This is a genomic window from Saccharopolyspora sp. NPDC045941, from assembly GCF_056431445.1.
The window spans coordinates 1-19,624 of sequence record NZ_JBWKKU010000092.1; the positions used below are offsets into that span (position 1 = coordinate 1).

At 67.1% G+C, this 19,624-nt stretch carries 13 protein-coding genes and 1 pseudogene; 7 read left to right on the plus strand and 7 right to left on the minus strand.

The window, feature by feature from the left end; translation table 11 throughout:
- Window positions 1-134: 134 nt before the first annotated feature.
- Window positions 135-836 carry an ABC transporter permease gene (locus AC07FN_RS41770; protein ID WP_478400657.1) on the plus strand — a complete coding sequence of 234 codons (702 nt, stop codon included), beginning with the start codon at window positions 135-137 and terminating at the stop codon, window positions 834-836.
- 230 nt (window positions 837-1,066) lie between these two features.
- Here AC07FN_RS41770 and ligD read toward each other — a convergent pair whose 3' ends face one another.
- On the minus strand, window positions 1,067-2,035 hold the full coding sequence (gene ligD / locus AC07FN_RS41775; protein ID WP_478400658.1) for a non-homologous end-joining DNA ligase: 969 nt from the start codon (window positions 2,033-2,035) through the stop codon (window positions 1,067-1,069).
- Window positions 2,036-2,537: 502 nt separating this feature from the next.
- Between ligD and AC07FN_RS41780 the strand changes: the two genes are divergently transcribed.
- From AC07FN_RS41780 to glnA, 3 genes are all read left to right on the plus strand, one after another.
- Window positions 2,538-2,705: a hypothetical protein gene (locus AC07FN_RS41780; RefSeq protein ID WP_478400659.1), complete on the plus strand. Its 168-nt coding sequence runs from the start codon at window positions 2,538-2,540 to the stop codon at window positions 2,703-2,705.
- Between the two features lie 600 nt (window positions 2,706-3,305).
- Window positions 3,306-6,164 carry an excinuclease ABC subunit UvrA gene (gene uvrA, locus AC07FN_RS41785; RefSeq protein ID WP_478400660.1) on the plus strand — a complete coding sequence of 953 codons (2,859 nt, stop codon included), beginning with the start codon at window positions 3,306-3,308 and terminating at the stop codon, window positions 6,162-6,164.
- Between the two features lie 28 nt (window positions 6,165-6,192).
- On the plus strand, window positions 6,193-7,617 hold the full coding sequence (gene glnA, locus AC07FN_RS41790; protein ID WP_478400661.1) for a type I glutamate--ammonia ligase: 1,425 nt from the start codon (window positions 6,193-6,195) through the stop codon (window positions 7,615-7,617).
- A 1,500-nt stretch (window positions 7,618-9,117) separates the two neighbouring features.
- Here glnA and AC07FN_RS41795 read toward each other — a convergent pair.
- Window positions 9,118-9,858 carry an SDR family oxidoreductase gene (locus AC07FN_RS41795; protein WP_478400662.1) on the minus strand — a complete coding sequence of 247 codons (741 nt, stop codon included), beginning with the start codon at window positions 9,856-9,858 and terminating at the stop codon, window positions 9,118-9,120.
- A 58-nt stretch (window positions 9,859-9,916) separates the two neighbouring features.
- Here AC07FN_RS41795 and AC07FN_RS41800 point away from each other — a divergent pair, with 58 nt between their 5' ends.
- Complete coding sequence (locus AC07FN_RS41800) at window positions 9,917-10,486, plus strand: TetR/AcrR family transcriptional regulator (protein ID WP_478400663.1); 570 nt, start codon at window positions 9,917-9,919, stop codon at window positions 10,484-10,486.
- Between the two features lie 201 nt (window positions 10,487-10,687).
- On the opposite strand, the gene AC07FN_RS41805 is transcribed toward AC07FN_RS41800, so the two are convergent.
- The 5 genes from AC07FN_RS41805 to AC07FN_RS41825 form a co-directional block, all read right to left on the minus strand.
- Window positions 10,688-10,816 carry a hypothetical protein gene (locus AC07FN_RS41805; protein ID WP_478400664.1) on the minus strand — a complete coding sequence of 43 codons (129 nt, stop codon included), beginning with the start codon at window positions 10,814-10,816 and terminating at the stop codon, window positions 10,688-10,690.
- 25 nt (window positions 10,817-10,841) lie between these two features.
- Window positions 10,842-12,266: an alkaline phosphatase PhoX gene (locus tag AC07FN_RS41810; protein ID WP_478400665.1), complete on the minus strand. Its 1,425-nt coding sequence runs from the start codon at window positions 12,264-12,266 to the stop codon at window positions 10,842-10,844.
- Window positions 12,267-12,388: 122 nt separating this feature from the next.
- Entirely contained in the window at window positions 12,389-15,133 is a 2,745-nt protein-coding gene (locus tag AC07FN_RS41815) for a bifunctional YncE family protein/alkaline phosphatase family protein (RefSeq protein WP_478400666.1), read from the minus strand.
- A 6-nt stretch (window positions 15,134-15,139) separates the two neighbouring features.
- Entirely contained in the window at window positions 15,140-16,498 is a 1,359-nt protein-coding gene (locus AC07FN_RS41820; RefSeq protein WP_478400667.1) for an ABC transporter permease, read from the minus strand.
- Entirely contained in the window at window positions 16,495-17,436 is a 942-nt protein-coding gene (locus AC07FN_RS41825; RefSeq protein ID WP_478400668.1) for an ABC transporter ATP-binding protein, read from the minus strand. The genes AC07FN_RS41820 and AC07FN_RS41825 overlap by 4 nt, the downstream gene beginning before the upstream one ends.
- 1,385 nt (window positions 17,437-18,821) lie before the next feature.
- On the opposite strand from AC07FN_RS41825, the gene AC07FN_RS41830 reads away from it, so the two are divergent.
- Together AC07FN_RS41830 and AC07FN_RS41835 are read left to right on the plus strand one after the other, a co-directional pair.
- A complete protein-coding gene (locus AC07FN_RS41830; protein WP_478400669.1) occupies window positions 18,822-19,226 on the plus strand; it encodes a hypothetical protein in 405 nt (134 codons plus the stop codon).
- A 97-nt stretch (window positions 19,227-19,323) separates the two neighbouring features.
- Window positions 19,324-19,518: pseudogene (locus AC07FN_RS41835) on the plus strand (IS30 family transposase); the annotation flags it as partial.
- Window positions 19,519-19,624 lie beyond the last annotated feature (106 nt).

Sequence of the window (19,624 nt, forward strand, 5' to 3'; positions counted from 1 at the left end):
AACTCGCCCCGAAGACGTTCCACCGCACCAAGATCCACACCAAGATCATGAAGCATGCCCACCAACAAGATCAAGACTTAACGAAGTACTACTAGCGCCGAAGCGCGCTCGGTGATTGCGAGGCCGGCAGCAGCATGAACCCGTCACATGACCGCACCAACAGCTGGAGCCGCCAGAGGCGAGCCGTGTTCGAAGCCCTCCTGCGAACACCCGGCTTCGTGAGTGCACAAGCACTGCACCTCACCATGCGCACGAACGGCGAAAACATCGGACTGGCCACTGTGTACAGGTCGTTGCACGCGCTGGCCGCGGCCGGTCGCGCAGAAACCATCCAGAACGCCGCCGGAACCGTGGCCACCGCCGCGATCACCCTCGGCTCGTCGGTCGCGCTGGCGGTCCTGCTGGCCTTCCACATCCTGCCCGGCGAACCCCGAGTCGTCGTCCCCATCGGCGGCATGATCGTCGCAGGCGCGATGCAGGCCACCGGACTGACCCTGCTACGGCTGGCCGAGGACGTGCGCCAAGCCCGACCAGCCATCGAGGCCCGCCTGTCCCTGGGCATGCCCACCGACCACGCCTTCAGCCCGCACCGCCGATCGGCCGCACGCACCGCCCTGCTACCCGCGATCGACTCCACCAAGGTCGTCGGTCTGATCAGCCTGCCCGGCGCCATGACCGGACTCATCCTCGCCGGCGTCGATCCGCTGACCGCCATCCGCTACCAGATCGTGGTCATGTACATGCTGCTCGCCGCCACGGCCGTGGCCGCCGCAGTGGCCAGCAACCTCGCCCAACGAACCCTCTTCGACACCACCGCTCATCGACTTCGCCCCTAGCCGTAGCCGCAGGCACCAACCGAAGCCGATGCGCGTCAGCCTTCCCCGCATTCAAAAGACCAAGCGCCGCCGCACTCGCACCCCGACTACAGCGGGACGATATCCGGTCGCTCACAGAGCTTCGATGAGTTGGCGAATCCGGCAGTACAGACCCGTGCCATTCGCACAGACGGCAAGACCACAACGACGGGAAAGACACAGACGGTTGACTGCACGCAAAGGGCCTTTTCTTACGCCGGAAGATCATCCTCCGGCGCAACGATGCGTCGAAAGGTCGGATGTCGCAATCGGCCATCGTCGGTCCGTTCGCGGTAAGCGACCTCAGCGATCACCACAGGCTCGACCCACCGGGCATAATTGGCGAACTCTCGCGGCACCGCATCGACGAACGGGCTCGCCGGTCGGCTGATCTCGTCCAGCCCCGCGGCGAGCGCCTCCCGGTCCTGATCGGAGAACCCGGTGCCGACGTTGCCCACATAGCGAAGCGCGCCGGTCTCGTCGTAAAGACCGACCAACAGCGAGCCGGTGACGTGGCGGTACCGGCCGCTGCCCGGTACCCATCCACCGATTACCACGTCGGCATGCGTTTGGATTACCGTCTTGATCCACTCCGGCGAGCGTCTGCCAGGCACGTAGTGCGAGGTGAGGCGCTTGGCCACGATGCCCTCCAACTGAAGCTGAGCCGCGATCTCCAGCAGTTCCGCCGGCGAGATGTCGGTGTAGTACGCCGGCACCCGGATCGGACCATGGTCCAGGCCGAGGCCGGTGAGCTGGTGGCGGCGGTCGATATAGGGGACGTGGAGCAGGTCCACCCCATCGAGCCGGAGAAGGTCGAAGAGATACAAGCGGACAGGCACATCCCGCAGCAACTGCACGGTCGGGCGGGTGCGGTGAATCCGGTTCTGCAAGCGGACGAAGTCGGGCTGCCCGCTCCCGCCGATAGCGACGATCTCGCCGTCGAGAACGCCCCGGTGACCCCCCACGACGTCCCCGAGCGCACGCAGCTCGGGAAACGACGACGTGACATCCCTGCCCGAGCGGCTGAACAACCGGACACCCTCCCGCCCGGCGGCCACCAACGCCCGCATCCCATCCCATTTGATCTCGACCGCGAACCCACTCCCAGTCGGCGGCGGGCCCGCGGTGGGCAGCATCGGCCCGCGAAACACCCACGCGGGCACCTGCGGCTGGGCTCCCATTCTGTGAGCCTGCGCCGCGACGCGTGCCACCGCCAGCGGTGCGACTGGTGATCAAGACTGCCCAAGTCGCATACTGAACACGTGTTCGACACAGGCCCGGATGTGCACCCGATGGTCGCACGGCTCTTCCGCACTCCGCGGCCGGTCTGGGTCGACCTTGACGCCTTGCTGTCCCGGTGGAAACCGGGGCTCACCCGGGCCAGCGAGATCCCGCTGATCGTCCGCGCCCAGGGGCTGCCGCTCGACCAAGTGAAGGGACAACAGCTTGGATGGCTACGGTCGTCCCGCGGCCAGTGGTTGGGCGTGGTCACATTCACCATGCCGACCGCTCTGGGCGATCTCCCTTGCCAGGTTCTGCTCCCAGTCGACAGGTTCCGCCTTCGCAAGCCGGGCCCGACGGACCAACCACGACCGAGTGGCACAGACCACCCCAACGCATCTTGAGCCCGTGGTCGCGCCGATCACCTCCCCACGGCCCATCCCGGTAGGTGGGCCAGCCGCGATGGGAACCCCGGAACACGACGCGATCATCGGCGCCTCCCTCCACCGCCTCAACGCAATGGCCGAGGCGCCGCCCAGCAAGCAGCGGAAGTCACTCGTCGAACTCACCCTTGAGACCAGCGTCCTGCTGCGCTACGCGGCTTCCACGTGCACACGTCACCAGAGGTGAGGTGCGCGAGGCGTGCCAAGACTGCCAACGAAGAGTCCCGATCGAGCTGACGTTCGTCGAGCACTGGGCAACAGCGGTGGCCGCCGACCACGACTTCGGCGACGTGCGCCTCGTCGTGGAGATCACGGCCGTTGCGCGGAGTGCGCTCCGGCCACGACAAAGTCCGCCAACAGGTGCCGCACACCAACGACGCGCCGACGCTGACTGGCCTTCGCCGCTCATGAGGTGATCGGCAGCCCGACCAGTGCAGCGGCAGCGCCGGGCCCGGCGCACACCGCCAGGACGCGCAACATCGGCCAGCGCAGGACGAACAACCACTGGGGCCGGCAGCAGGTGAATGAGTTGGTAGGTCGCCACACGACTGGCGCCGCTTCCGACAATTCCTTGCCCGACCTGCCACCAGCTGCCTTCGCAGATCAGATATGCACCAGCCCTTCCCATCGCGGATGGTCAACGATGATCGGCGCAGCCAACTGGACACTCGGGCCTGGGTGGGCCAGGGGCTTTGCCGGAGGGCCGAGGCCTGCCGCTGCGGTGCGCCACGGCGCGGCCCTGTGCCAAACTGGTTGTGTTGTCCTGACGTGGGCTGGATCTTGAGCCGTGGCTGACCGCTTGGTCGTGCGTGGCGCGCGTGAGCACAACTTGCGCGGCGTGGGTGTCGACCTGCCTCGGGACAGTTTGATCGTGTTCACGGGCCTGTCCGGTTCCGGGAAGTCCTCCCTGGCGTTCGACACGATCTTCGCGGAAGGCCAGCGCCGATATGTGGAGTCGCTGTCGGCGTACGCGCGCCAGTTCCTGGGCCAGATGGACAAGCCGGACGTGGAAGTCATCGAGGGTCTCTCGCCCGCGGTGTCGATCGATCAGAAGGCCACCAGCCACAACCCTCGGTCGACGGTGGGCACCGTCACCGAGGTCTACGACTACCTGCGGCTGCTGTACGCCCGCGTGGGCGAGCCGCACTGCCCGATCTGCGGCGAGCGGATCAGCAGGCAGACCCCGCAACAGATCGTCGACCAGGTGCTGGCCCTGCCCGAGCGCACCCGGTTCCAGGTGCTGGCGCCGGTGGTGCGCGGGCGCAAGGGGGAGTACGCGGAACTGTTTGCCCGCTTGCATTCGCAGGGGTATGCGCGGGTGTCGGTGGACGGCGAGGTGCGCCACCTCGACGACGTGCCGAAGCTGAAGAAGCAGGAGCAGCACTCCATCGAAGTGGTCATCGACCGGCTCGTGGTCAAACCGGGGATGAGGCAGCGCTTGACGGAGTCGGTGGAGGCAGCCCTGGGGTTGGCGGACGGGGTCGTGATCGTGGAGTTCGTCGACCAACCGCCGCGGTCGCGGGACCGGCAGTGGTCGTTCTCGCAGAACTTCGCGTGTTCCCGCGGCCACCCCGTCGGCGTGCAGGACTTCGAGCCGCGGTCCTTCTCCTTCAACTCCCCGTACGGCGCATGTCCGGTGTGCACCGGGATCGGGGTGCACCGCGAGGTCGACCCGGAACTGGTGATCGCGAATCCCGAGTTGTCGCTGGCGGATGGTGCCGTGGCGCCGTGGCAGGGCGGTCAGACCAGCGAGTACTTCCAGCGCCTGCTGAGCTCCTTGGCCGACGCCCGTGGCTTCTCGATGGACACCCCGTGGCGGCGGCTGCCCGCGAGGGTTCAGAAGGCGGTGCTCTACGGCTCCGACGACCAGATCCACGTGCAGTACCGCAACCGCTACGGCCGACGGCGGTCCTACTACGCCCGCTTCGAAGGAGTGATTCCGTTCCTGGAGCGCCGCTTGGAGCAGACCGAGTCGGACTACGTGCGCCAGCGGTACGAGGGTTACCTGCGGGAAGTGCCCTGCCCGGAGTGCGCGGGCACCCGCTTGAAACCGGAAATCCTCGCCGTCACGCTGGAACACAAGACGCTGGGGAAGCGCTCGATCGCCGAGGTGTCCGCGCTGTCGGTGGCGGGCTGCGCCGAGTTCCTGCGCGGCCTGGTGCTCGGCCGCCGCGAACGCGCGATCGCAGGCCGGGTGCTCTCGGAAACCCAGGCGCGCCTGGGTTTCCTGCTCGATGTCGGGCTGGACTACCTGTCGCTGGATCGCCCGGCGGGCACGCTCGCCGGGGGAGAGGCCCAGCGGATCCGCTTGGCCACGCAGATCGGCTCCGGGCTGGCCGGGGTCCTCTACGTGCTGGACGAACCTTCGATCGGCCTGCACCCGCGGGACAACCACCGCCTGCTCGCGACGCTGACCCGCCTGCGGGATCTGGGAAACACGCTGATCGTCGTCGAACACGACGAGGACACCATCCGCGCCGCCGACTGGGTCGTGGACATCGGTCCCGGCGCAGGTGAGCACGGCGGGACGATCGTGCACAGCGGTCCGCTGGACACCTTGCTGGCCAACCAGAAGTCGCTGACCGCCGAATACCTGACGGGTCGCCGCAAGATCCCAGTGCCGGCCCTGCGACGTGCGGTCGACCTGAAGCGCGTCCTGACGGTCCACGCGGCGCGCGAGCACAACCTGCGCAGCATCGACGTGTCCTTCCCGCTGGGCTGCATGATCGCCGTGACCGGGGTTTCCGGCTCGGGGAAGTCCACTTTGGTCAACGACATCCTCTACAACGGACTGGCCCGGAAGCTGCACGGCGCCCGCGCGGTGCCCGGAAAACACGGCTCCATCACCGGAATCGACAGCCTCGACAAGGTCGTCCACGTCGACCAGTCGCCGATCGGCCGCACGCCGCGTTCCAACCCCGCCACCTACACCGGGGCGTTCGATCCCATCCGCAGCCTGTTCGCCGCCACCACTACGGCCAAGGTCCGCGGCTACCGGCCGGGGCGGTTCTCCTTCAACGTGCGGGGCGGACGCTGCGAAGCATGTGCCGGCGCCGGAACCATCCGGATCGAGATGCATTTCCTCCCCGACGTGTACGTGCCGTGCGAGCAGTGCGGCGGGGCCCGCTACAACCGCGAAACCCTGGACGTGCGCTACAAGGGGAAGACGATCGCGGAGGTCCTGGACATGCCCATCGAACAGGCGCTGGAGTTCTTCGGGGCGTTGCCGGGCATCGCCCGCCGCCTGCGCACGCTGGTCGACGTCGGTATGGGGTACGTGCGACTGGGGCAGCCCGCGCCGACGTTGTCCGGTGGCGAGGCGCAGCGGGTGAAGCTCGCCACGGAGCTCACCCGGCGTTCGAACGGGGGCACCGCGTACATCCTGGACGAGCCCACCACGGGACTGCACTTCGATGACGTCCACAAGCTGCTCGACGTGCTGCAACGGCTGGTGGAAGTCGGCAACACGGTGATCGTCATCGAGCACAACATCGAGGTCGTCAAGACCGCCGACTGGATCATCGACCTGGGGCCCGAGGCCGGGTCGGCCGGCGGTCGGGTGGTCGCCACGGGCACTCCCGAAGCGGTCGCCGACGACGAGACCAGCTACACCGGGCAGTTCCTGCGCCGTGCGCTCGCTTCCTGAAGCCAGATCAAGAGATTCGGAGGTAGCGATGTTCGACAGCCCGCAGGAGGTCCTGCGGTTCATCTCCGATGAGGGCGTGAAGTTCATCGATGTCCGGTTCTGCGATCTGCCGGGCATCATGCAGCACTTCGCCGTGCCCGCCAAGCCGTTCTCCGCCGAGATCTTCGACGAAGGCATCGCCTTCGACGGGTCGTCGGTGCGCGGATTCCAGGCGATACACGAGTCGGACATGCTCCTGTTGCCCGACCCCTACACCGCTCGACTGGACCCGTTCCGCGCCAAGAAGACGTTGAGCCTCAACTTCTTCGTGCACGATCCGTTCACGCTGCAGCCCTACAGCCGCGACCCGCGCAACATCGCGCGCAAAGCAGAGCAGTACCTGGCCGACTCCGGCATCGCCGACCTGGCCTACTTCGGGCCGGAAGCCGAGTTCTACCTCTTCGACTCGGTGCGGTTCGCGAATGCGGAGAACACCTCGTTCCACGAGATCGACGCCATCGAGGGCTGGTGGAACACCGGCCGCGCCGAGGACGGGGGCAACCAGGGTTACAAGATCAAGTACAAGGCGGGTTACTTCCCGGTCCCGCCCACCGACCATCTGGCGGACCTGCGCGACGAGATCGTGCTGAACCTGATCGATGCGGGTTTCACCGTGGAGAAGGCCCACCACGAGGTCGGCACCGCGGGCCAGGCCGAGATCAACTACAGGTTCAACACGCTGCTGCACGCCGCGGACGACCTGCAGCTCTACAAGTACATCGTGAAGAACACCGCGTGGCGGCACGGCAAGACAGCCACGTTCATGCCCAAGCCGCTGTTCGGTGACAACGGCTCTGGCATGCACACCCACCAGTCGTTGTGGAAGAACGGAAAGCCGCTGTTCTACGACGAGACGGGCTACGCAGGGCTCTCCGATCTCGCGCGGCACTACATCGGCGGCATCCTGCACCACGCGCCGAGCCTGCTGGCGTTCACCAACCCCACGGTGAACTCGTACCACCGCATGGTGCCCGGCTTCGAGGCGCCGGTGAACCTGGTCTACTCCCAGCGCAACCGCTCGGCCTGCATCCGCATCCCGGTGACGGGCGCCAGCCCGAAGGCCAAGCGCATCGAGTTCCGCTGCCCGGACTCCTCCGGAAACCCGTACCTGGCCTTCGCGGCGATGATGCTCGCCGGCCTGGACGGCGTCGCGAACAAGATCGAGCCGCCCGACCCCATCGACAAGGACCTCTACGAGCTACCTCCGGAGGAGGCCGCCGATGTCGTCCAGGTTCCGTCCTCGCTGGAAGCGGTGCTGGAAAGCCTCGTGGCCGACCAGGATTTCCTGCTGCGCGGCGACGTCTTCACCCCGGACGTGATCGAGACCTGGATCGCCTTCAAGCGGGAGCACGAGATCGACCCCCTGCGACTGCGCCCGAACCCGTACGAGTTCGAGCTGTACTACGACGTTTAGCGGCAGCTGGCCGCGTTCGCCGGGAATGCTGCGAGCCTCAAAGGCAACAGACCAACTCCGCGGCTGGCTGCGCACCGTCGTCCCTGTCGCCTGGTGCACGCTCGTCGCCTACTCGTCACCGCACGCGCAACCGAAGAGGTGTTCGCACCCCTCGGCGACGCCGGCGCGGCGACCGTCGTGCCGCTGGTGCTCGCCGCGGTCTACGCCGCACTCCGCAAGATCGAGCCGCCCTCCCGCCATGGGCGATCTGGCTACTGCTCGGGTTCAACACCCCACTCACCTACGAGCCGCCGGCCGTCGACGAGCTCGCCCCGGGCGGCACCACGCCGCATGACGTAGCGGGCTCCCGCATCCTTCCGGATTTCGCCGGTCGGGTGCGGGGGCGTTTTCTGTCCGGCGTCTGGGCCTGTTGTCCGATGCGGGTCGTCTGGTTACCTGGATTTAACGCCCACTTCCTTGACACCACCTCCGGTGGCTCGTGAAACTCTCTGTACATGCCCGCTGACCTGCTGTAACAGGGGTGTGTGCCTGGTGAGACGTCGGGGGTCTTGCCGGGATTCGGGGAAGGGCGCGGGTGACCGTCGGGGGGTCACCCGCCCCATTACGCAAGGGGGCTTGCGTGCACCAAGAAGATCAGATTTTCCACGGGGCAGCGAGGCGAAGCACCTGTGTCCGGAGCTCCCGCCGCCGGGCGCACACCGTGGGAGCGCTACGGCGCTCGATCGACCTGGAGAGGCGCGCTGCTTCGCATCAAGTTGAACCGACGCAATCCACCGAGGCGGAAATCCCCCTCCCACGCATCGATGAGGACGCGTCCCGGTGACCGGGCGGAGGCGTGTTCGTCGTTGGTGATCGGCCCGCGAGCGCCGGGGCTCGTGACGTAGTGCCATGCATGCGAAGGGTGTTTCAGGAAACTTCCACGTCGCCCCGGCCGACAGCCGGGCCTTTCATTCATTGCTGGTCACCGCACGGCGCGGAGTCAGCGGAACCGTTGCTCGTGCGCGCCGTCGATTCATCGCGGGTAGGGCAGGACGAGCGCGCGGCGGCAGCGACGGGGAAGGGGAAATCCCACTCTTGTTGTCGACTGTCTGATGTTCGATCGGCCGGCGATTGGGTGACGTAATGCCCTGGGGAGCCGGGCCAGACCGTGTGGAGCGTGGAGTGGTGTTGAGACCGCCTTAAGGACGTGCGCGGGAAGAGATGTGTTCGAGCTGGCAGTGCTGCCTCCGCGCCGTCCCACAAACGTTCCAGGAAGGCATCGGATGGGCACCATCACCACCACCGACGGCACGGAGATCTACTACAAGAACTGGGGCTCCGGGCAGCCGATCGTGTTCAATCACTGCAGCCAGCTCTCTCGCTCCTGTCGAACGCCACGACATGTTGATCGATTGCTGCTGCGGCTAGCCGAAAGGGTTTCGTCGACTGGTCCGCAGTCCCGGCAGTGCACATCAGGCCCACGGCGCTGACAACGTCCGCTATTGCCGATGAGCGGGTCACTCAGCCCTGGTGAGTCGGTCGAATGGTCAGGTCCCCGATTTCGACGTCGTCGGGTTGATCGATCGCGAAGGCGATCGCCCGGGCCACCGCCGCGGGGTCGATACCGAGATCAGCCATGTTCTGCTTGACCTGCTCGCGCACGGCCGGATCGTCGACGGCGTTGTCGACGAGCTCGGTGCGGACGTAACCCGGGGAGATCGACGTCGTCCGCAGAACCCCGTCGGTGCTCTCCTGCCGCAGGCCCTCCAGGAGGGTGCGCACCGCATTCTTCGTCCCGGCGTACACCGCCTGGGTGGGGACGATCTTCAGGCCAGAGGTCGAGACGACGGTGACGAGGTGACCACTGCCCTGACGGCGGAACACCGGCAGGGCAGCGGCGATCCCGTGCAGGATCCCCTTGACGTTCACGTCGACCATCGCCGACCAGCCCTCGACGTCCAAGTCAGCGATGGAGCTGATCCTGCTGATCCCGGCGTTGCCCACCAAGACGTCCAGACGGCCGAAGCGCTCGACGGCGGCGTTGACGAGCGACTGGAGGTCGCCGGGGTCGGTGACGTCCACGCGGGTGGCAGCTGCCTCGCCGTCGGCCGCTTCGATCTCGGCGACCAGCCGGTCCAGCCGGTCGGTGCGGCGGGCGCCGAGGACGACGGCCGCGCCGAGCGAGGCGAGGTGGCGAGCCGTTGCTTCACCAATTCCGCTGCTGGCGCCGGTGATGGCGACGACCTTGCCCTGAATGGTCACGGGGATCCTCCGCTAGAATGGACACATGTCCGGTTACCCCGATGAGCCTAACGGACACGTGTCCGCTTCTGTCAAGAGCGCCGGAACGCAGCGTGCGGACGCCCAGCGCAACCGCGAACGAATCCTGCAAGCGGCACGCGATCTCGTGCACGAGGCGGGCGAGCTGAAGCTCAACGCGGTAGCGAAGGCCTGCGGCATCGGGCAGGGCACGCTGTACCGGCACTTCCCGACACGGGAGGCCCTCCTCGCTGAGGTGTACCGCCATGAAGTGGAAGACCTGGTGGCCGCGGCTTCGCGGCTCCTGGCCACTCACCAGCCGCTGGATGCGTTGGCGGCGTGGTTCGACCGGGTGGCCGCCTACGCCCGGGTCAAGCGTGACGTGTTCGCCGCCGTCGAGGCAGCGACGTGGCGTGACCTCGCTGCCCACAGCCTCGGCCCGATCGGTGAGGCCGTGGAACTGCTGCTGGCTGCCGGTCGCTCGGCCGGCAGCGTCCGCGCCGACGCCGAAGCCCGCGACGTCATCGTGCTCATCAGCTGGCTGTCTCGACTGGACGACGCCGAACTCGACTCGCGAGGGCCGCGGTTGCTGTCAATCCTCGTCGACGGTCTCCACGCGCACCGCCCCTGACGCGAATGCGTCGTAGGCGCACTCACAACGCTGTGGGCACAACGCGCGCTCATGCCGCATAGCGTGCGTTCGGCCTCGTCGACGGCGCCAGTCGATATGGCCGACTGGGCATCCAGGGGGCGGCCCCGCCGGTGGGGACTAGGTCAGCGGGCCTCGAGGAAAGTGATCACCGCGAGCACGCGTCGGTGCGTTTCGTCGGTCTCAGGTGAAGACGCTTTCCGCGGTCACCCACGGTTTGCCCGTCTCGATCGAGTACGTCGTGACGACCTCGACCTCCGTGTGAGCGACCCGGAAATACGGCGGCACCGGCACCGATGAACCGAGGTCCATCGGTGCCGGTGTCGCGGTGGAGCCGTCAGGCTCGGGGGACGCCCGCGTCAGACGGGGTGCCCGGTGTGTGGAACGGGCCGGTGATCGCGAAGACGTGGCCTGGCGACTGGATGTTGGCGAACAGCAGCTGGCCGTCCTTGGCGAAGGTCGGGCCGGTGAACTCCTTGTCGACGCTCACCTCGTTGCGCGCCAACGGGTAGCTGTCGCCCTCCTTGGTGATACCGACGAGGTGCTGGATGCCCTCGCCGTCCTCGGCGAGGATCAGACCACCGTTCGGGTCCACCACGATGTTGTCGGGGCCGTCGAAGTCGTTGTCCTCGTCGGGGTTCGGGTTCACCTTGAAGATGGTCTTCAGGGTGACGGTTTCGGTGGCCGGGTCGTAGAACCACACCTGGCCGTCGTGCTCGTTGACGCTGCCGTCGCTCGCCCGGGCGAAGCTGGCGACGAAGTAGTGGCCGCGGTCGCCGTAGTAGGCGCCCTCAAGCTTGCGGCTGGAGGTGACCTCACCCGCGCCGAACTGCTTGCGGATCGAGGCCGCCGTGGCAAGCCGGTCCGGGACCTCGACCCACTTCACGTCGTAGCGGGCGCCGGTCCGAGTGGCCTCCGACAGGTCGGTGATCCGCGTGCTGCCCAGGTAGCAGGCCATCGCCTCCAGGGTGCCGGCGGTGTCGCCGCCCTCGGAGAGCGCCAGCTTGCGCAGCGCACCCTTGCCGCCGGTGAAACCGGCCGGCGGGGTCCACCGGTAATAGAGACCGTTCGGGCTGCCGGCGTCCTCGGTGAGGTAGATGCGGTTGTCGGCCTGGTCGAGGCTGATCGCCTCGTGCGAGAAACGGCCGAGGAACTTCAGCGGCACCGGGTTCAGGTTGGCGTCGCGGTCGAAGGCGTCGACCTCGAAGCACCAGCCATGATCGTGCAGGAAGGCACCGCCGGCGCGCTGCTCGGTCTCCTCGCAGGTGATCCAGGTGTTCCACGGCGTGCGGCCACCGGCGCAGTTGTTGTGGGTACCGGCCAGGCTGACGTACTCGTTGACCCGGTTGCCCTCATTGTCCACGACGATGTTGGTGGTGCCGCCGCCCGCGCCCGGGTCGAACGTCAGGCCGTCCAGGGTGGGCACCCGGTACGGCTCGCTGCCACCGACCTCGTGGTTGTTGATGAGCACCAGTTGGCCGTCGGCCTCGAAGACGGCGGTGCCGTCGGGGTCGGACGGGGTCAGCTCACCGGACTCCAGCTTGGTGACGCCGGTCTCGGCCACGATCTTGTACGAGAATCCTTCCGGCAGCGACAGAATGCCGGCCGGGTCCGGGACCAGGGGGCCGTAGCCGGCGACCCGTCGGGTCATCGCCGAAGCGGCGGGAGCGGCGATCGCCTCCACACTGCCGGCGATCATGATGCTGAACACGCCCGCGGCGCCAGCACGGAGGGCGTCGCGGCGGGACATCGGTGCTGTCAAGACAGTCTCCCTTGGTAATACTGAATTCCTGCCACAGATCGAAGTGGCCGATGTAAAACCCCGCCTGGGCCCCCGTCCGGCTGGACGCCGGGCAGGGACCCTTGTGACGGGATCGACTTACGTCAGCCGTCGGAATCCCGGGACGGAATCGCCGCACCCGGCACGTCGGCCGGGGCGTAGAACTTGTCCTCGCCCGGGAACGGCTTCTCCCAGCCGGTCGCCTCGTACCAGCCGAGGTGGTTCAGCTGCGCGGGGTTGAACGCGTCGACCTTGTCGGCCGTCCCGTTCACCTGTTGCTGAGCCTTCCAGCCGGCCCACTGCGCCGCGAGCTGCTGCTTGTCCGCGGGCACCGCGGTGGTCGTCACAGCCGGCTGGGCCGGGACGTCCGCGCCACATTCGGGCATCGTCTTCAGACCGTCGGTCAGCGGCACCTGGTTGGGCACCGCGTTGTACGGCGTGAAGTCGGCGTGCGGGGTGAACGCCTGGCTCATCGGCGACGCCGCGGTGTCCTTCTGGTTCATCGGCTGAATACCCAGCATCTGCTCTACGGTGCGAAGCATGGTGATCTGGCTGCCGTAGTGGTTTTCAACCACGCCGTGGTTGGCCCACGGGCTGATGATCTGGACCGGCGCACGGTGGCCGTCGACGTGGTCGGCAGCGGCCTGCGAGTCGTCCTCGACGACGAAGATGGCGGTCTCGGGCCAGTACTTGCTGTGCGAGATCGTGTCCACCAGCTTGCCGAGCGCGAGGTCGTTGTCCGCGACCTGAGCCGGGCCGTTGGTCGCGCCACCGGTGTGGTCGTTGGACAGCCACATCATGTTGAGGTTCGCAGGACCGTTCTTCTCGAAGTCCTGCTTCCAGACCTCGTACTTGTAGACGTCCGGAACATTCAGGTCGAAGTGCGGGAAGCCCGGCACCGACACCTCGTTCAGCGACGGGATCGCCGAACCGACCTTGATCGGGTAAGCGCTGGGCTGCCCGGTCGCGGCCATGTTCTTCGCGTCGCACCAGTACGTCTGCCAGGTAGCACCGGCCGGCTTCTGCTCGAAGTCCTGGAACTCGCCGAAGTTCTTGACGGACTTGCCCGCGTTCTTCGCGCCGGTCCAGATGAAGCCCGACCGCTGGTGACCCAGCACGTCGTCCTCCGTGTCGTAGCTACGGATGTACTCACCCGCGGTCGACTCGGTGTACTCCGGGTTGTCCGCCTGCGTCACGAAGTTGTGGCCCTCGGCGGAGTTGGTGCCGGTGTCGTAGATGTTGTCGTACAGGCCGAACTGGCTGGCCAGCGCGTGGTTGTTCGGCGTGACCTTCTGACCGTAGGAGGCCAGCGACGGGTCACCGTTGCCCTGCGGCATGTCACCGAACATCTGGTCGTAGGTGCGGTTCTCCTTCACGACCCAATACACGTACTTGATCGTCGAGGGGTCACCGAGCCGGACCGGAACCGGGACCGGCGGCACGTTGCCTGCACCGTTGGCCTTGGCCAGCGAGTTGCCGCGCCAGCCGTTCTGCGTGAACACCTTGCCGGTCTCGCCCTTGATCACGTCATCGCTGGGCAGCGCGAAGTGCGTCAGGCTCGACGTGGTGTCGTGCGTGCGGTGCCGGTCGGTGGTCGAGCGACGCGCGTCGATACCGCGGGTGTTCGACACGACGATCTCGTTGCCGACCGTGGCGATCTCCGACGGGGTGTAGTCCGTCGGCAGCAGACCGATGAAGCTGGCCGGCTCCACCGGGTTGGCGTACTTGTAGACCGCGACCGCGTTGGCCCGGCCCAGTGTCACCAGCAGGTGTCCGTCGTCGGTCAGCGTCGTCGCGGTCGGGCCGTAACCCACCGAGGCGTCAGCCCACGGCTGCGTCGCGATGGTCTGAATCACCTTGTCGTTGGCGGTGTCGATGACCGACACGTTGTCCGACTGGGTGTTGGTGACGAACAGCGCGCCGTTCTTCGCGTACAGCGCGGTCGGGTGCAGACCCACGTCGATGCTGCCCGGCGTGGCGGCCGGGTTGGCGACGTCGATGACGCTCACGGTACCGGTGGTGGCGGAACCGGTGTCCCCGTTGGCCGGCACCTGGGTGCCGTAGGAGTTCATCGTCGTCTCGCCCGGCCGCGCCGGACGGCCACCCTCGTTGCTGACGTAGAGCTTGCCGCCGACGAGGAGCATGTCCCGCGGGGCGCTGCCCACGTTCCAGCTCTGCGTGATGGCACCGGTCGCGACGTCGATCGCGACCACCCGGTTCTGGCCGTTGACCGCCGAGTACACCGTCGAGCCGTCGGCCGAGAACACCGCCTCGCCGACCAGCGCGCGCTTGCCGTTGACCGCGGCGACGGGCACGAACGTCGGGTTCGCCAGCGTTCCGTCGGCGTTCACGGTGAACTTGCGGTACCCGTCGGCCTGGCCCAGCCACAGCGACTTGCCGTCCGGCGAGTACGTCGGGCCTTCCTGCCCGATGTCGTTACCCGGGATATGCAGGTTCGCCGCGGCGTTGTTGCCGATCAGCTGCTGAACCTTGTAGCTTTTCAGGTCCACAATGGACAACGCCATGCCGCCGTCGGTGATCGACGCCGCCATGTGGGTGCCGTCGGGGCTGATCGCCGAGGACATGATCTTGCCGTTGTTGATGACCATGCGCTCGCCGTACGGCGCGAGGTACTGGTCGGAGGAGATGACCAGGCCGTTGTCGGTGGTCTGGCCCACCTGGTCGGTCCCGAACAATTCAGTCTGGGCGAATCCGATGCCGGTGCCGGTGACGGCGAGGGCTACCGCCGACGCACCTGCGGTGGCCAGGCGGATCGGACGACCACCTCGTCGCCCGAGAAGTCGGAAACCGACGTTCTCGGAGCGCCGACGATGACGCTTTACCTGCATTTTCAGTTATCCCTTCGGGATGGTGGGCAGCAGTTCGACGTTGCCGTCGAACTGCCAAAGGGGGTTCGGCACATCCCCTGCCGGGGTGTGCACCAGGAAGTAGCCGTTCACTTCCTTCGGCCCGTCGCCGTCAGCGACGAACCGCCCGTCTGCGGTGACGTCGAGCTGGTAGATCGCAGACCCAGTGGCCTCGACGCCGGGGAGATGCCAGGAAACGACGCACCGCCAGTCATTGCCCGGTCCCTGAGGCGCGACTTGGCCGCCGCCCTTGTTGCACGCCGCGGTGGCCCTCAACTGCGCCTCGGTGACGTCGGGTCGGTTCAGCTGCTTGGTCTGCAAGCGGTAGAGGTGAGCGAAGGCCGTGGCGACCGAGCTCTGCACTTTCTCCTGCTCGATCCCGGAGCCAGTGGCCCCGGTGGCCGGGGGCACGACCGCAGCGGTGACGGCGAGCAGCCCGACGAGCGGCAGGAGGCCGGTGGTGATCGCGCGGCGCCCGGATCCGTCGTGGGTGAGGGGTGTGAAGTCGCGCCGCAGGAAAAGCAGGTAGGCCAAGGCGGTCGCGGCAACGGCCCACACGAGGCTGACCACGATGCCGATCACCAGCGGCCCGAGTTGCGCCGGGCTGGTGAACAGACCGTTCCAGGCGATGAAGGCGTAACTGGGCAGGGCGAGGCGCACCGCGACGGGTACCGGCAGCATCTGGACGAGCTGCATGGTGAGGGCGACGACGATGGGGAGCAGCAGCCCCATCGGGGACCGTCCAAATGCGACGGAACCGAGCAACCCGATCGCGGCGAAGGCGAGGGTCGGGGCGAGCACGCAGACCCAGGCGAGCAGGACCTTCCCGGCGGCGTCCGCCGACGCCAGCAGGTGGCCGTCGAGCCCGACCATTTCCCGGTTGCCGACCGCGACGACCCCGCCGGCCGCACTGGAAACGGCCAGCCCGGCCACGAACACCAGGATGACGGTGAGGCTGGCCAGCGCCTTCGCGACGAAGATCCGCCGCGGCGAACGGACCGCCACCAACAGGTGGCGCCAGGTGCCGAGCCGGTCTTCGGAAGCGAACACGTCACCGGCGACCAGCGAGGTCAGCAGCGGGAGCGCGTAGGTGCCCGCGAAACCGAGCATCACCAGCGATCCGGCCCAACCCGTGGCATTCATCCAGCGACCGAAGAGCGTGTCGACGGGCAGCGAGCTCTGCTGGCTCACCGCCACGACGAAGAGCGCCGGAGCGAGCCAGCAGGCGAGGACCAGCAAGCGCACCCGCCATTGCGAGAGCAGTTTGACCAGCTCGAAGCGGTAGCCGCGCCCTACCGAGACAGGGCGGGCACCGGCAGCGGGGGCATCGGCGACGGTCACGGTCATCGGCTGGACTCCTGCTGCTCGGTGAGGGCTAGGAACGCGGTCTCGAGTGGCGACACCACAGGCGCGAGCTCGCGCACCGCGATGCCCGCGTGCACAAGCCCCACCACCAGTTCGTCGAGGGCGGGCACCAACGCACGCACCACGACCACCTCGGCGCCATGCCATGCGCCGACGTCGTCGACTACGCGGACCCCGGCTGTGTCGGCAGCCAGCCTGCGGGCGGCCTCCGGGTCAGAGGTGAGGAGCCGGTAGTCGAGCTCCTGGTTCTCGGCGGCGAGCTTGCTCAGCGGGCCGGAGAACACGACCCGTCCGGTGGCGACGATGGTGATCTCGGAACACAGCGCTTCGAGATCGTCCATCCGGTGGCTCGAAAGCACGACGGAGGTTCCGTCGGCCGCGAGCCCGGTAAGGACTCCGTGCACGTGCTGCTTGCCGGCCGGGTCGAGGCCGTTGGACGGCTCGTCGAGCACCAGGAGGCGAGGCTTGGTGAGCAAGGCTGCGGCGAGCCCGAGCCGCTGACGCATGCCGAGGGAGAAACCCCGGACCCGGTCGTCGGCGACATCGGTGAGCCCGACCTGATCGAGCACGTCGTCGATCCCCGCCGTCCGCACGTCGCGGCCGCGAAGCACGGCCAGCGCGGCGAGGTTCTGCTTCGCGGTGAGCGAGGGATAGAGGCCGGGCCCGTCGACGAAACCCGCGACGTCGTCGGGAGCGGCGAGCGCCCGGCCGACCGGCGTACCGAGAATTTCGAGCGTGCCGCTGTCGGCGACGGCCAGGCCCAGCAGTAGACCGAGCAAGGTCGTCTTGCCGGCGCCGTTCGGCCCGACCAACCCGTGGATCTGCCCCTGCGCCACATCCAGATCGATGCCGTCGAGCGCGACGACATCGCCGAAACACTTGGTGATCCCACGAGCCCGCACTGCGGGGGGTGTGCCCATTGTTCCCCTTCTTTCGTCAGGCTAAGAACTTAGGGAGAGCCATCAACCCGGGCACGGACGCGGGCTGAACGTTCAGCAAACGGAGGGCAACCGAGGGCCCCATATTTCGCACCCGCGAAACCGATTCGTCCGAAATGGTCCCAAAATGCCGAAAATCGAGGTCGGGACAGCGAGATTTGAACCTGCACCAGCTAGACCTATTCGTCCACAAGGGACAGCTGGCACGAAAGCTCGGAGACAGCAGGACAAACTAGTACATTTCACCTCCTTTCGGCGCGGTCCAACGCAGCCCAGGTTCATCGAGTACTTCCGAGGAGAGCTCAATGGAGACGTCGGCCGACCATCACAGCAGGACCAGGACGATCCGGATCACAGCGCCCGAGCAGGATCATGATGACTGCGTACAGCAGCAGCTTCCGGAACAGCATTTTGCAGCGTCGCTGAGCGGCTGCTCCACAGTCCCGGCACGTCTTCACCGCAGCGCAAACCGGGCGTCAAGAAGGTCGTCGATGGCCGCCCTCCGCGACGATGTGGATGCCCAAGCACCTTCGCACACCTGACCGTGGACGAAAGGAATGGTCCCCACAGGCCGAAGATACGGTGTTCGGGGACCATTCATCGTCGATCTAGGGCTGGCGCCCGTGGGCCAGCTGGGTGTGACCGCCATCCGCACAGGCGCCAGCAGCTGAAGGCTATGAGCAAGGACGCAGGAGCTAAATGGCCTGGACCACGTCAGCGCCCTTACTTCCGCGTGCAATCGCGTGTTCGCTCCCAGCAAGGAGTGCTGTCAGGCGGGGTCGGGAGGTCGAGGGTGAGACCTGTACCCCGGCACTGCGGGCAGAGGCGCTGGCCGCTGACGAACTTCGGGGCACGGCTTGCGCCGTAGCGGGCTTGGACGGCCTCGACTTCACGTTCGCCGTTGCAGTGGCCGCATTTGTCCCGGGGCCAGCACATGCTCGGCAACGCTTCGGCCAGTCGGATCACCCGCATCCGCAGTTCGCGGAGGTGGTCCGGCTCGTGCGTGACGTCCGGCGACGTCGGCTTCGATCAGCGCGGCTTCGTAGGCGCGCACGCCTTTTCGACTCGCGAACGCCAGGCCGCCCAGGTGCGATAGCAAATGCCGCGTGGGCCGTCACTGCTGGCGCAAGCTGCTCAGCTGCAAGAGTCTCAACTGCGGTTCCGTCTGGAACTTCCGACACCAAAGGAATGCCTCGCGGATTTACCCTGGTTGTGCTTCGGTTCGAAACGTCCGGGCTGGTAATGGTTTTCTGGGTGTGCTATCGCCTTTCCCTGCCCGGTGCCGAATTTCGCGTGGGGGGTGGGCAATGCTGATCAAAGCGAACGAGAACAGGGTTCTCGGCAGGAAATCCAGCAGAACGGGGCGGGTGTTGCTGGGCGTGCTGCTCGGTGTGCTCGCATTGGTGGCGACGGTGTGCGCTGGTGCGTCGACTGCTGTCGCGGGGTCGCCGGCGCCTGCCGCGCCCGCGGGTGGCGGCGGCGGCGGTGGTGGTGGGCCGCGTCTCGTGATTGTCAGGATGGTCGATTTCCGGTTCCTGCAACCGAGTCACTTCTCGCCTGGGCAGTACACGTTCCGGGCTGTCAACGAGGGGCGGATGCCGCACATCCTGGCGATCCAGGATTCGCGCGACACGAACGTGAGGACTCCGCTGGTCCAGCCCGGCGGCTCCGCCGACATCACCGTGACGCTGGGCCCCGGGGTCTACGACTTCTGGTGCCCGGTCGATAACCACCGGCAGAGGGGGATGCAGCTGGACGTCTTCGTCAAGTGAGAATCCGCTCGGCGGGTCCAAGCAGTCGCCCCCGCATCCGTCCAGTTTCGCTCTTGAGTTCTAGCGGTCGTCGCAACACCCGGCCTTCGGGGACGCGATGGCCTTCGAGATCCGCAAGATCCGGACACCGCAGGGACGCAGGAAGTTGGGCCGTGAGCGGGAGGAATACTTCCGGCTCATGGATCAAGGTGTGAGCAGCCGGGAGGCGTGCCGGATCGTCGGGATCAACCGCCGGATCGGCAAGTGGTGGCGCAACGGCACCGCTCCCACGAGGAAAAGGCCCGGTCAGCCCGCACACAAAGTGCGGACTGACCGGGCTGCTTCGGCGTCTGAACGACGCTCTCATCCGACGCCACAAAGTCCTCGGCGGACTGATCAATGAGTACACCCGAGCCGCT